The sequence below is a fragment of the Anaerocolumna aminovalerica genome (assembly GCF_900115365.1).
In the GTDB taxonomy this organism is placed as follows: Bacteria; Bacillota; Clostridia; order Lachnospirales; family Lachnospiraceae; genus Anaerocolumna; species Anaerocolumna aminovalerica.
This window is the reverse complement of the sequence record NZ_FOWD01000008.1, coordinates 12,338-24,711: the sequence shown is the minus strand read 5'-3', so window position 1 is coordinate 24,711 and position 12,374 is coordinate 12,338. Positions and strand designations below refer to the sequence as shown.

The following is a 12,374-nucleotide window of genomic DNA, read 5'->3' as shown; positions in this document are numbered from 1 at the left end:
AGAATGCTATATGAGAATTAAAACTAAGAATGTTTGGAATGGAGAAAGAATATGAGTAAATTAGTAGATGCCATTGGACAAGCTTGTCCCATACCTGTAATCATGACAAAGAAAGAAATCGACAATGGAGAAGAGGGAATTATAACAAAGGTAGATAATAAAATTGCAGTAGAAAATCTAAAGAAGCTTGCAGCTACTACAGGTTTTGAAGTAGAAGTAAAGGAAGAGGGCGGCTTATATACTGTTGCACTTTCAAAAGAATGCAAGGAATGCAATGCTATGCTGGAAGAGTTAGAGCAGCAAAAACCGGTTCCTAAAGCAGACTACGCTGTATTTATAGGAAAAGACTACATTGGAGAGGGAGATCCGGAACTTGGTAAGAACTTAATGAGAATGTTTTTATATACACTCACAGAGTCTGCTGATTTGCCATCTTATATCTTATTTATGAATGGGGGAGTAAAACTCCCGACTTTAGATGAACAGGCAGTGGATCATATTATTAAGTTAAAAGAAAAAGGTGTAGAAGTATTGGTATGTGGAGCTTGCTTGAATTTTTATAAAATTACAGAAGAATTGAAAGTAGGACAGGTAAGCAATATGTATGAAATCCTGGATAAGATGCAAAAAGCAGGTAAAGTAATTTCTTTTTAACCTGATCAGGTAAGCCCTCTGCTTCTGTAAGCGGGGATAAGAACTTGATTTGTAGCAGTACCGCATCTGCAAGCAGATGCGGCATGCAATGGGAGCTAGTATGAAGAAAATAGGAATTGTTCTTTTAGCTGCGGGAAACAGCAAAAGATATGGTGGGATTAAGCTATTAGATACAATGGACGGTAAAAAAATGTATCTTCATATATTTGATCACATTCGTGAAATCTCCGGTTTTACCAAGGTAGTAGTGACGCAGTATGAAGAAATATATGAAAAAGCCTTGGAGTATGGATATTATCCGGTTAAGAATCCGGAACCGGATATTGGAATATCACATTCCATTCATTTGGGGCTTCATAAGATATTAGAAATAGAACCTGATGTAGATGGCGTATTATTTAGTGTTTGTGATCAACCCTATCTTAAAAGAAGTACGTTAGAATGCTTAATTAATAATTACATAATTTCTGAGAAAGAACTGGCAAGTGTGGTTCATGAAAACACATTGGGCAACCCCTGTATTATAGGCAAAAAATATTTTTTAGATTTATTTGCCTTGGATGGAGACATTGGGGGGAAAAAAGTGATAAAAAAGCATCTGGATGATGTGGAATTGATTATAGCAGGGGATGAGAAAGAGTTAATTGATATAGATATAAAGCAGAGGTAATAGAATGAGAGGTAAAGAAATGCAAACTGGTGCAGTAATTGTAGCAGCCGGAATGAGTTCCCGCATTCATTCCTTTAAACCTATGTTAAAAATTGGTTCAATTACAATGATTCAGCGGATTATTCAGACCTTTGAACAGGCAGGAGTAAGCCCCATTGTTCTGATTACAGGGAACAATGCGGATATATTAGAGAAACATGTTGCTAAAAAGAATGTAATATGTTTAAGAAATGATAATTATCAGCACACCGAAATGTTTGATTCTGCTAAAATTGGATTAAGCTATCTTGCTGATAAATGTGACCGGATTTTATTTACACCTACGGATATTCCTTTATTTACAAAAGATACTGTTGTAAGGCTTATGAATACAAAAGCAAAACTTGCGTCTCCGGTTTTTCGGGGAAGAAAGGGACATCCACTGTTAATTCATACTTCCTTACTTTCTGATATACTTGAATATAGTGGTAATCATGGGCTTAAAGGTGCAATATATGAAACCGGTTATGAAAGAGAATTGGTTGAAGTAGAGGATAGAGGAATTTTATTTGATGCAGATAAAGAAGAGGATTATAAAGAATTATTAGAATATCATAATAAGCAGATTCTTCATCCTCAGATACAAGTAAAGCTGGTGAAAGAAAAAGATTTTTTTGGAGAGAGAGAAGCTTTGCTGCTAAAGTTGATTCATTATACCAATTCAGTAAAATATGCCTGCCAGCAGTTGAATATATCTTACAGCAAAGGTTGGACCATGATAAATCTTATGGAGGAACAGGTTGGGTTTTCTGTGGTAGAGAGACAGCCGGGAGGAATAAATGGAGGATATACAACCTTAACAGAAGAAGGCAGCCGGTTATTGGATAAGTATGCCAAGTTTGAAAAAGAAGCTAAATTAGCAGTACAAAAAATATTTGAAGAAAACTTTTTTAAATAGAAGTCGCTGTTACAAGGTAACATAAAACAGCTGACTTTCTATTTTACACCCGAGTTGTTTTTAAAAATCATTCGATATTAAGAGTAGTTTACACTCTTCATATAAAAAATAAAAAGAAAGTTGAAAGGAATACTTTCAGATGGAGATTTGCGTGGAATGCAAGATATCCAGAATTTGAAAGGAGCAGGGAATTAAAAATGAAAAGAAAACTAGCAGTACTATCAATGATTATGGTTATGGTATTAACCATGATCCCGGGATGTTCTAAACAACCGTCAAAGGAAAACAAAGGAACAAATGAAAATTCCACAGAACAGGAAAACAAGGGCACAGAGGAAGGAAAAACAGATGGTGAATCTGAAAAAACTACACCGGAAGCAGAAAGTAACACAGATAAGGAAGATGTAACTATATTAATTGCCGCAGCTGCAAGTATGGAAAAGTCTCTGGAAGAATTAATTCCACAGTTTCAAACAAAATATCCATGGATTACAGTAGAAGGTACTTATGATAGTTCAGGAAAATTACAGACACAGATTGAAGAAGGCTTAGAGGCAGATATATTTTTATCAGCAGCTATGAAGCAAATGAACGCACTTAAAGATGAGAACATGATAGATGCTGATTCTATCAAAGAATTATTGGAAAACAAAGTTGTGTTAATTGTACCGGCTGGCTCAGAGTCTAAAGTTACAAGTTTTGAAGATATTCTTGGTGCAGGAACCATTGCTATTGGAGATCCTGAGAGTGTGCCTGCAGGACAATATGCGAAAAAAGTATTTGATTCCTTAGGTATCTATGATAAAGTTGCAGAGAAGGCAAGTTTAGGTACTAACGTAACAGAAGTATTAAACTGGGTTGCTGAAGGCAGCGCAGATGCAGGCGTGGTTTATGCTACAGATGCTGCAACTTCAGATAAGGTGACTGTTATATCGGAAGCACCGGAAGGAAGCTTAGATGAAAAAGTTATTTATCCTATCGGTATTGTAACAGCATCACAAAAGAAAGAAGCAGCAGCTTTATTGGTAGAATATCTGCAAAGCGAAGAAGCCACCAATTTATTTGTAAGTTATGGTTTTTCTGTTCAATAGATGATATGATATTTATATGAATTTCCTTCTGATAAAAAATCTGCATAGAAGGCCATTAAGTAAAGCTTTACATACATATTTTTTAACTTTGTATCGAAGATTAGTATTATAAATGTTTGAGAAAGGGAAAATTACGATGGATTATTCACCTATTCTAATATCCATGAAAACGGCTTCCATAAGTATAATAATTACTTTTTTTCTGGGAGTCATAGCGGCCAAAGTGGTACATGGTATAAGAAGTAGAAAAGTTAAAATAGTTTTAGATGGGATATTGACCCTTCCTATGGTTTTACCACCAACTGTTGCCGGATTCTTTCTTTTATACGTATTTGGCGTTAAAAGACCAATAGGAGAGTTTTTAATAAACTTTTTTGGCGTAAAAATAGCCTTCTCCTGGTGGGCAACGGTGCTAGCAGCTGTAACCATAGCCTTTCCGCTTATGTACCGTTCTGCAAGAGGAGCTTTTGAACAGGTGGATATGAATATAATCTATGCCGCAAGAACTTTAGGCATGTCAGAAGGAACAATATTCCGAAAAGTATTAATGCCTAACGCCATGCCTGGAATACTTTCCGGTGCCATATTGTCATTTGCAAGGGGGTTAGGTGAATTTGGTGCTACCGCTATGATAGCCGGAAATATCGCCGGTAAAACAAGAACACTTCCCTTGGCAGTTTATTCGGCAGTTGCAGCAGGCGATATGGACACCGCGTATAATTATGTACTTATTTTAGTAGTCATTTCATTTGCAGTAGTAGTATCGATGAATGTAACAGCCTTAAGAAAAAGGTAGGAAAATACAATGAGTTTAAAAGTTCATATACACAGTAAATTAAAAGGTTTCGAACTTAAAGTAGATTTTGAAACAAATGGGAAGCCTATGGGAATCCTGGGTGCTTCCGGTTGCGGTAAAAGTATGACATTAAAATGCATTGCAGGCATTATGACACCGGATGAAGGGTATATTGAATTGAGGGGCAAAGTTTTATTTGATTCAAAGAATAAAATAAACCTAAAACCTCAGGATAGAAAAGTAGGGTATTTATTTCAGAATTATGCCTTATTTCCTAATATGACTGTTGCACAAAATATTGCTGTAGGAATCCGAGGCTCAAAAAGTGAGAAGACAGAAGTGGTAACTAAGATGTTACATAACTTTCACCTACAGGGCTTAGAAAAACGATATCCCAGCCAGTTATCGGGCGGGCAGCAGCAAAGGGTTGCCCTGGCAAGAATATTGGCCTATGAACCGGATGCATTATTGTTGGATGAACCTTTTTCTGCACTGGATGCATATTTAAAAGAGGAGTTACAAATACAATTACATGATTTATTAAGTTCTTATGAAGGAGAATCCCTGTTAGTTACCCATAGCCGTAATGAAGTATATGAATTGACCAAAGATTTAATGGTTTTGGAACATGGCAAAATTCTAATGTCCGGTGATACAAAAAATATCTTTTTAGAACCGGTAAAGATGCAAGCTGCAAAGCTAACTGGTTGTAAAAATCTATCAAAAGCTAAAAAAATAGCAGATAATCAAGTAGAAGCCCTTGATTGGGGAATAGTGCTTACTGTAAAAGCACCCATTCCGGATAACCTATCTGGAATAGGAATACGGGCACATGATTTTAAACCTTATATAAAAGGTAACTCAGTAAACTGGGTATTAGGAGAAGAAGAATCCTTTAATAAAATACCTTGCAGAGTTAAAAAAATAACGGAATCTCCTTTTGAATGGGTGGTATTAGTTGATACAAAGGGAAGCAGCCAATACTCGGATATAAATAGCCAAAGTAGGGATATAAATTCCCATGAGGATATAAATCACCACGATTCTGTTATTTGGTGGAAAATAGGCAAGAACCAACTGAACAGCCAGTTGAGTAATGGAATGCCTGAGTTTATTACCGTTGCTCCGGAAGATATATTGTTACTGATAGACTAAATATAGAGAGAATGGGATGGTAAAGTATGTTTAAGAATATTTACGATGAAGTATTGGGAAAAGTTAATAATGGTGAGAAGGCTTGTATTGTATCCTCATGGACAAAAAAAGAAGGAGCTATCACCGATTTAAGTAAAAAAGTTGTAGATAGCCGGGATGGGGATTTACAGGTTAAAAACACTCTGGAGGTAGGCATTCCTTCTTATATTGAAGATAATGAAAATAGAACATTAATAGAACCTTTTTATCCTGAGGAGAGACTGATAATATTAGGGGGAGGTCATATAGCAAAGCCTTTAGTAGAATTTGCTGCTAAAATAGGTTTCTCCATTACTCTGATTGATGACAGGCTTAGCTTTGCAAATCGGGAAAGATTTCCTTTAGCGAAGCAGGTAATTTGTGATGGATTTGGACATGCTATTGAATCCTTGCAATTGAAAGAGTCTGACTATGTTATTATTATCACCAGAGGGCACCGCTATGACAGTGATTGTTTAAAAGCTATATGCAAGGGACCGGAACCTAAATATGTAGGTATGATTGGCTCCAAAAGACGTACCGCTATTGTAAAAGATAATTTGGAGGCAGAAGGTTGCAGCAGGGAAAGATTAGACCGGGTACACACCCCAATTGGATTAAATATTGGTGGAATTACACCAGAGGAAATTTCAATCTCCATTGTAGCGGAATTAATCAATGAAAAACGTTTGGGGCTCGGTGACAAAAAGCAACTGAACCGTTCTGATTTTGATTATGATGTATTAAAGTTACTATCAGAGGAAGAGAATGTTCCAAAAGCACTAATAACCGTAATCAGTGCTAAAGGCTCCGTGCCAAGAGGTGCCGGTGCTAAAATGATCGTCTATCCCGACGGAAGAATTGTAGGAAGCGTGGGAGGAGGCTGCAGTGAAGCTGCAGTTATCGGAGATGCCAGACGTATGATTGGAACAGGAACCTATAAAATACTGGATATTGATTTAACAGGAGATGCAGCAGAGGAAGAAGGCATGGTATGCGGCGGGATCATGACTGTGCTGGTTGAGGATTATAAAGGATTCTAATATTTAAATATAAAAGACATTTAAACCAGTTACCGGATTAAAAAGTCTTATTTGTTTCACTTACACTATTGATGCAAGAAAAATAGCATTAATAGTGTTTTTTATTTATCAGAAAACAAAATGAGTGTAAAAGCACGTATGATATCAAATATGTACAAGACATTTTTGAATAATGAAAATACAATTTGTAAAAATGTTGTAATATTAAGAATGATATTGACAAAAAAGCAGTTAAAATGTATAATAACTTTATTAATAAAGTTAATTAAGTAAGGGGTGGATAAGATGTCAGGAATAGTAGGAACACCAAGAGCAATTAAGCTCTTAAACAAAGATATTATACAAGATATTATTAAAGTAAATGGACCCATTACAAAGCCTGAGATTGCTAAAATTACCAATCTAAGCTTGGTAACAGTGAATAAGACAGTAGAAACTTTACTACAAGAGAACAAAGTGAAAGTAAGTGGAGTGAATCAATCAACAGGGGGAAGAAGAGCCCAATTTTTCGAAATTAACGAAGAATTAAATTACATAGTAGGGCTTTGCTATCATAAGGATGTTTATTTAGGTGCTATTGCGAATTCAATCGGTGATATTATTTACAAGCAAGAGTTTCCGGTAAGGGTAGATACTTATGATGAAGTAATGGAAGATACTTATTTTGCAATAGATACATTAATAGAGAAATGCAATGAACACGTTATTTCGGCAATCGGTATCGGAGTGCCGGGAGTTATAAATGAAGGAATCGTTACTAATATACCTAATATACCAAGCTGGGAGAACATCAATATTGAAAAGATTATTGAAGAAAAATATCAGATAACGGTATTATTGGAAAACGATATTAATCTTGCAACAATTGGCCTCTACTATAATGATTATAAGGATGAAGTGGATAATCTGGCTCTTATTTATTTAGAACAGGGAATCGGTTCCGGATTAATTCTGAATCGTGAATTGTTTAAAGGTTCTACCAACTTTGCAGGTGAGCTTAGTTATATACCTGTGGGCAATCAGATTATGATTGATGGAAAGAAAACAAAGTATAAAGGTAATTTTGAGAATAAGATTGCTTTAATTAATGAATATTTAGAAACCTGTACAGAAGATAAAAAAGATGAGATGAATGAAATGCTTTTAAAGACGATAGCTGATGGTCTGATGAGTATTATATGTGTGATCAATCCAGATATTATTGCCTTAAAGCTTGAGAAGTTAACGGATGAAGGTATTAAGAAAATTAAAGAATTAATAGAAGCGCTGATTCATACTGACAACATACCAAAAATCATAAAACTGAATGATTTACGAAAATACAGCATACATGGCGTTATGAATATGTGCATCAGAGAGACAATGCCCATATATCAATTGACAAATAGAAAACGAGGTTGAGAAAATTGAAATATTTACTTTCCGTAGATGGAGGAGGAACCAAAACAGAATTTTGCATCAGTGATATGCAAGGGAAGATGTTAAAATCATTTTTTGTAGGATCCAGTAATTATAAATCAGTGGGTGCAGATAAGGTTTATAAGCATTTTAATCAGGGATTGGAAAAGATTAAGAAAGCATTTTCTGTCGGCATTGAAGATATTGCATACAGTGTATGGGGAATATCAGGGTGCGATTCAAAAAATGATTATGACATTATAGAAGAGCAGATAGTAAAATTAGGGTTTCAAAGACAGCAGATGTACCTGTGCAATGATGGTGTTCTTGCATTTTATGCTCAGGCATATGAGCCGGGAATTGTGATTATTTCAGGAACGGGTTCTATTATAATCGGTGTTGATAAAAACGGAAATGTGCGCCGATGCGGTGGATGGGGATATAATATCAGTGATATCGGTTCCGGATATTGGATTGGTAATGAAGCTTTAAAACAGACACTTTTATATTGTGATGGCTGTTGTGAATATTCACCGCTATATGACAAAGTAAGAGAATATTTTAATGGGAAAGACTTCGAAGAACTTCCCTATATAATTACCGAGGTAGTGGACTATTATCAAGTTGCTAAGGTTGCATCCTTGGTTGTGGAACTTAGTAAAGAAAAAGAGGGAACTGCAAAAGAGATACTGAAAAATGGGGCTCATATCTTAGCCAGAATGACAAAAGAAATGTATGACAAATTGGAGTTTAATAGCAGTATGAAGCTTAATTTTGTTTTCTCTGGTGGAGTTTTAAAGAATCCGGTTTACGAAGCTATTTTAAAAGAAGAGCTGGACAAAAAGTTACCGTTAATTAATGTTAAATTCTCTACACAGGAAAACCCACCTGCTTATGGTGGAATAAAATTAGCTCAAAGAATATTGGATAGAGGTGATAACAATGAAACCTAAAGAAATAATTCTTCAGATTTTTACAGGGGGTTATTCTATGGCGGAAGCCACTTATGAAGAAATTGAACAGAAACTGGTGCCGCTGCTGGAAAAGATTCCTGTAAAAAAAGTAATTATCGGATGGGCTCTCCAGCAAGAATTATATAAAAAGTTAGGAGAATTGCTCCACAAATATTCTGTGGAATATTATCTTTGGATTCCGGTGTTCTCAGAAACCGGGGAATTGAAACCTGTCAATCGCTTATTAGACTTTGATAAAAGAGAAGTAAAAAATTATAATCTAAAGTCCAGTGAAAAATTTGAATTCTATTGCCCAAATAGAAAAGAGAATCAAAGAAGTTTTATAGAGCTATACGAGGAACACTTTTCCATGGTGGATTTCGATGGTGTATTTCTAGATAAAATACGGTACGGATCTTTTTCGAATGGATTGTCCGGAGTATTTAGCTGCTTTTGTTCGGAATGTGAAAAAAAATATAAACAAAATGGAATTGATATGGAAGTTTTGCTTGCAGAAATGAAGAAAGTCTCAGAAGGAAGTGAGGGATATAATATCAATCCTCTGAAAATAAATTCCTATAGCAATGGAAAATATACTTTTGAAAATTCTGTATGGGAGGATTTCTTTGAATTTAAAAATCAGATGATATACGAGGCATTATATCCCATCTGTGAATTCTTTCATAATAAGAACATGAAGGTTGGAATGGATACATTTGCACCTTTTATAGCCTATTTTGCCGGACAGGATTTAGAAAAGTTAAATAGGCTGGCAGATTTTATAAAGCCCATGATGTATCGGATTACCAATGCTCCTGCCGGATTACCATTTGAAACCGACAAAATAATAGCTGAAACTTGTACAGGAAATGATTTAGAGGCCAGAAAAAGACTGTATGAAATATTAGGGTGCAAAGAGAATAGAAATGGTTCTTTTGATATTGAGTTTGTTAAGAGAGAACTTGATTATATGGCAGAGTTAGGGGTTAAGACCTACTGCGGAATTGAGATTAATAGAATTGATAACATTGCCCCTGTGGATCCTGAATATGTGAAAGAAAATTTAATGGAACTGGAAAATTCTAAGATAGAGGGTTTTGTATTATCGTGGAATCTGTTATCGGCACCACAGGAAAATATCAATATGGTGCTTGACTGCATAGAAAGAAGGCGGTGATGGTATGGATTACGTACTGGAAATGAAAAACATCTTTAAGAGTTTTGGTCCTGTTCATGTACTTGAAGGAATTGATTTTTCTCTGAAAAAAGGAGAAGTAAGAGCTTTGCTGGGGGCGAATGGTGCAGGAAAATCTACTTTGATTAAAATTGTAGGTGGTGTCCATTCTCAAACAAGTGGTGAGGTTTTTCTTAAAGGTGAAAAGGTAAATTTTAAAGATGAATATGATTCGAAGATGAAAGGCATCAGCATCATTTACCAGGAATTAAGCCTTATTCCAACATTAACAGTTATTGAGAATATATTTTTAGGAAGAGAAAGCGTTCGGGGTGCCTTTTTAAAGAAAGAGGATATGAGAAAAGAGTATGAGCAGATTTGTAAAGACTTTGATTTTAATATCAATCCGGATGTAATCACATCCAGATTAAGTATAGCCAATCAGCAGATGGTTGAAATAATGAAAGCGGTATCCTGGAACGCAGATATTATAATTATGGATGAACCCACTACTTCCTTAACGAATAATGAAAAAGAAGGGTTATTTAAAATAATCAAAAGGCTAAAAAAATCAGGTAAGAGTGTAATCTATATTTCTCATATTTTAGATGAAATATTTCTGAATTGTGACAGTGCCAGCATTATGAGAAACGGTAAGCTGGTTGGAAATTATGATGTAAAAGATTTGACAAAAGGGAAGATTACAGAGCTAATGACAGGTAATACAAACAGTGGGATAAAAGAAAAGAAGGATCAGACCTTTGCAGATTATAAGAGTGAACCTGTATTGGAATTGCAGAATATATCACGGAACAATGTAGTAAAAAATGTAAGCTTTAAAGTGCATAAAGGTGAAGTAGTTGGGCTGGCAGGGTTGGTAGGTTCAAAGCGAACCGAGATTGCTAATCTGATATATGGTGTTGATAAGCGAACCGGCGGAACAATTTTAATGAATGGAAAGGAAGTAAATATCAAATCTCCAACAGAAGCTATTGCCAATAAAATAGGATATATTCCTGAAGACCGTAAGAATCTGGGATTAATATTGGACTGGGAAATCTACAAAAATGCTACAGCAATTCAAATTGATAAATTTAAGACCCGTGGCTTTCTTGATCCAAAGAAGGAAAAGGAATTTACTGGCTACGGAGTAAAGAAGTTAGGAATTAAAATAAATAATGCTGCTCAAAAAATGAAAGAATTAAGTGGGGGAAATCAGCAAAAAGTGGTTGTTTCAAAATGGCTTGGACAAGACATGGATTTAATCATATATGATGAACCTACGAAAGGGATTGATATTGCAGCCAAAGAAGATATTTTTCACACTGTAGAAGAATTTTCAAAACAGGGAATTGGAGTTATTTTTATATCTTCTGATTTAGATGAAGTGCTAAGGGTTTCTGATAAAATAATTGTAATTCGGGATGGTTCTGTTGTTTGTGAAATGGACAATAAAGGCATTTCTGTACAAGATATAATGAATAAAATCTTTGATGTTTAAAGGGGTGAAAAAATGAAAAATAGTATGAAAAAATTGCAACAAATCAATTTTAGAGAATATGGGGTAGTAATTGGATTTATTATATTGTGCCTGGTTATAACCATTGCTACACCTAATTTTGCCAGTTATAAAAATATTCTAAATTTATTAAGACAGTCTTCTATTATAGGAATTATTTCTGCAGGTATGACCTTTGTAATCATATCTGGAAACTTTGATATTTCTGTTGGTGTAGTAGCAGCTTTATCGGGAGCCATTACTATGAAATTTGCCACATCCGGCGTAAATATTATTATTTCCATGGTGATTGCTTTGCTGGTATGTGCAGTAGTTGGCTTTGCCAATGGCTTTATTGTAGCAAAGATCAATATACCTTCTTTGATAACCACAATGGCCATGGTAAGCATTGTAAAAGGCTCCATGTTAATGCTTACCGGAGGATATCCCATTACCGAGAACATTAAGTTGTTAGATTACATTGGAAATGGTTATATTCTAGGTATACCCTTCCCGGTTATTTTATTCGCAGTAATGGTAATCATCGCTTATATTGTTCTAACCAAAACCCGATTTGGAAGATATGTATATTCTGTAGGAGGTAATCGGGAGGCAAGTAAGTTAAACGGAATACATGTTGATTCCTATATAATAAAAGTATTTATTATAAATGCAGTTTTAGCTGGTGTAGCGGGAATTGTTTTAATCGGAAGAATGGGTACCGCCAGTCCTGTGGCTGGTGATGGATATGATATGGATGCCATTGCCTCTGTAGTAATAGGCGGAACTTCAGTTGCAGGAGGATCCGGTTCTGTTCTAAAAACAGTAATTGGTGTATTGATGATGAGCGTTATTAATAATAGTTTCAATCTTCTTGGCGTAGACATGTATTTTCAATATATATTTAAAGGGCTGATTATATTAGTTGCAGTTGGTATTGACTCTTATAGCAAGAAAAAGCTTGCTTCAAGATAAATTTTAAAAGAA

At 35.2% G+C, this 12,374-nt stretch carries 12 protein-coding genes; all 12 read left to right on the top strand.

Going from position 1 to position 12,374, the window contains the following annotated elements:
- Positions 1-51: 51 nt before the first annotated feature.
- The 12 genes from yedF (at position 52) to BM183_RS06205 (ending at position 12,362) form a co-directional block, all read left to right on the top strand.
- Positions 52-654: a sulfurtransferase-like selenium metabolism protein YedF gene (yedF, locus tag BM183_RS06260; RefSeq protein ID WP_091685360.1), complete on the top strand. Its 603-nt coding sequence runs from the start codon at positions 52-54 to the stop codon at positions 652-654.
- A gap of 100 nt (positions 655-754) precedes the next feature.
- The gene (locus tag BM183_RS06255) at positions 755-1,324 is read left to right on the top strand and encodes a nucleotidyltransferase family protein (RefSeq protein WP_170847906.1); all 570 of its coding nucleotides are present in this window, start codon (positions 755-757) and stop codon (positions 1,322-1,324) included.
- 4 nt (positions 1,325-1,328) lie between these two features.
- Complete coding sequence (locus tag BM183_RS06250) at positions 1,329-2,261, top strand: NTP transferase domain-containing protein (protein ID WP_091685357.1); 933 nt, start codon at positions 1,329-1,331, stop codon at positions 2,259-2,261.
- 197 nt (positions 2,262-2,458) lie between these two features.
- On the top strand, positions 2,459-3,352 hold the full coding sequence (gene modA / locus BM183_RS06245; protein ID WP_091685355.1) for a molybdate ABC transporter substrate-binding protein: 894 nt from the start codon (positions 2,459-2,461) through the stop codon (positions 3,350-3,352).
- Positions 3,353-3,488: 136 nt separating this feature from the next.
- On the top strand, positions 3,489-4,148 hold the full coding sequence (gene modB / locus BM183_RS06240; RefSeq protein ID WP_091685353.1) for a molybdate ABC transporter permease subunit: 660 nt from the start codon (positions 3,489-3,491) through the stop codon (positions 4,146-4,148).
- A 9-nt stretch (positions 4,149-4,157) separates the two neighbouring features.
- The gene (locus BM183_RS06235) at positions 4,158-5,303 is read left to right on the top strand and encodes a sulfate/molybdate ABC transporter ATP-binding protein (RefSeq protein WP_091685351.1); all 1,146 of its coding nucleotides are present in this window, start codon (positions 4,158-4,160) and stop codon (positions 5,301-5,303) included.
- Positions 5,304-5,329: 26 nt separating this feature from the next.
- Complete coding sequence (locus BM183_RS06230; RefSeq protein WP_091685350.1) at positions 5,330-6,364, top strand: XdhC/CoxI family protein; 1,035 nt, start codon at positions 5,330-5,332, stop codon at positions 6,362-6,364.
- 285 nt (positions 6,365-6,649) lie between these two features.
- The gene (locus BM183_RS06225) at positions 6,650-7,765 is read left to right on the top strand and encodes an ROK family protein (protein ID WP_091685348.1); all 1,116 of its coding nucleotides are present in this window, start codon (positions 6,650-6,652) and stop codon (positions 7,763-7,765) included.
- 5 nt (positions 7,766-7,770) lie between these two features.
- On the top strand, positions 7,771-8,715 hold the full coding sequence (locus BM183_RS06220) for an N-acetylglucosamine kinase (protein ID WP_091685346.1): 945 nt from the start codon (positions 7,771-7,773) through the stop codon (positions 8,713-8,715).
- The gene (locus tag BM183_RS06215; RefSeq protein ID WP_091685344.1) at positions 8,705-9,892 is read left to right on the top strand and encodes a hypothetical protein; all 1,188 of its coding nucleotides are present in this window, start codon (positions 8,705-8,707) and stop codon (positions 9,890-9,892) included. The genes BM183_RS06220 and BM183_RS06215 overlap by 11 nt, the downstream gene beginning before the upstream one ends.
- Positions 9,893-9,896: 4 nt before the next feature.
- Positions 9,897-11,390: a sugar ABC transporter ATP-binding protein gene (locus tag BM183_RS06210; RefSeq protein ID WP_091685342.1), complete on the top strand. Its 1,494-nt coding sequence runs from the start codon at positions 9,897-9,899 to the stop codon at positions 11,388-11,390.
- 12 nt (positions 11,391-11,402) lie between these two features.
- Positions 11,403-12,362 carry an ABC transporter permease gene (locus BM183_RS06205; protein WP_242960884.1) on the top strand — a complete coding sequence of 320 codons (960 nt, stop codon included), beginning with the start codon at positions 11,403-11,405 and terminating at the stop codon, positions 12,360-12,362.
- Positions 12,363-12,374 lie beyond the last annotated feature (12 nt).

Coding starts and splice junctions, on each gene's coding strand:
- yedF (WP_091685360.1), top strand. CDS start 52: ATGAGTAAATTAGTAGATGCCATTGGACAAGCTTGTCCCATACCTGTA.
- BM183_RS06255 (WP_170847906.1), top strand. CDS start 755: ATGAAGAAAATAGGAATTGTTCTTTTAGCTGCGGGAAACAGCAAAAGA.
- BM183_RS06250 (WP_091685357.1), top strand. CDS start 1,329: ATGAGAGGTAAAGAAATGCAAACTGGTGCAGTAATTGTAGCAGCCGGA.
- modA (WP_091685355.1), top strand. CDS start 2,459: ATGAAAAGAAAACTAGCAGTACTATCAATGATTATGGTTATGGTATTA.
- modB (WP_091685353.1), top strand. CDS start 3,489: ATGGATTATTCACCTATTCTAATATCCATGAAAACGGCTTCCATAAGT.
- BM183_RS06235 (WP_091685351.1), top strand. CDS start 4,158: ATGAGTTTAAAAGTTCATATACACAGTAAATTAAAAGGTTTCGAACTT.
- BM183_RS06230 (WP_091685350.1), top strand. CDS start 5,330: ATGTTTAAGAATATTTACGATGAAGTATTGGGAAAAGTTAATAATGGT.
- BM183_RS06225 (WP_091685348.1), top strand. CDS start 6,650: ATGTCAGGAATAGTAGGAACACCAAGAGCAATTAAGCTCTTAAACAAA.
- BM183_RS06215 (WP_091685344.1), top strand. CDS start 8,705: ATGAAACCTAAAGAAATAATTCTTCAGATTTTTACAGGGGGTTATTCT.
- BM183_RS06210 (WP_091685342.1), top strand. CDS start 9,897: ATGGATTACGTACTGGAAATGAAAAACATCTTTAAGAGTTTTGGTCCT.
- BM183_RS06205 (WP_242960884.1), top strand. CDS start 11,403: ATGAAAAATAGTATGAAAAAATTGCAACAAATCAATTTTAGAGAATAT.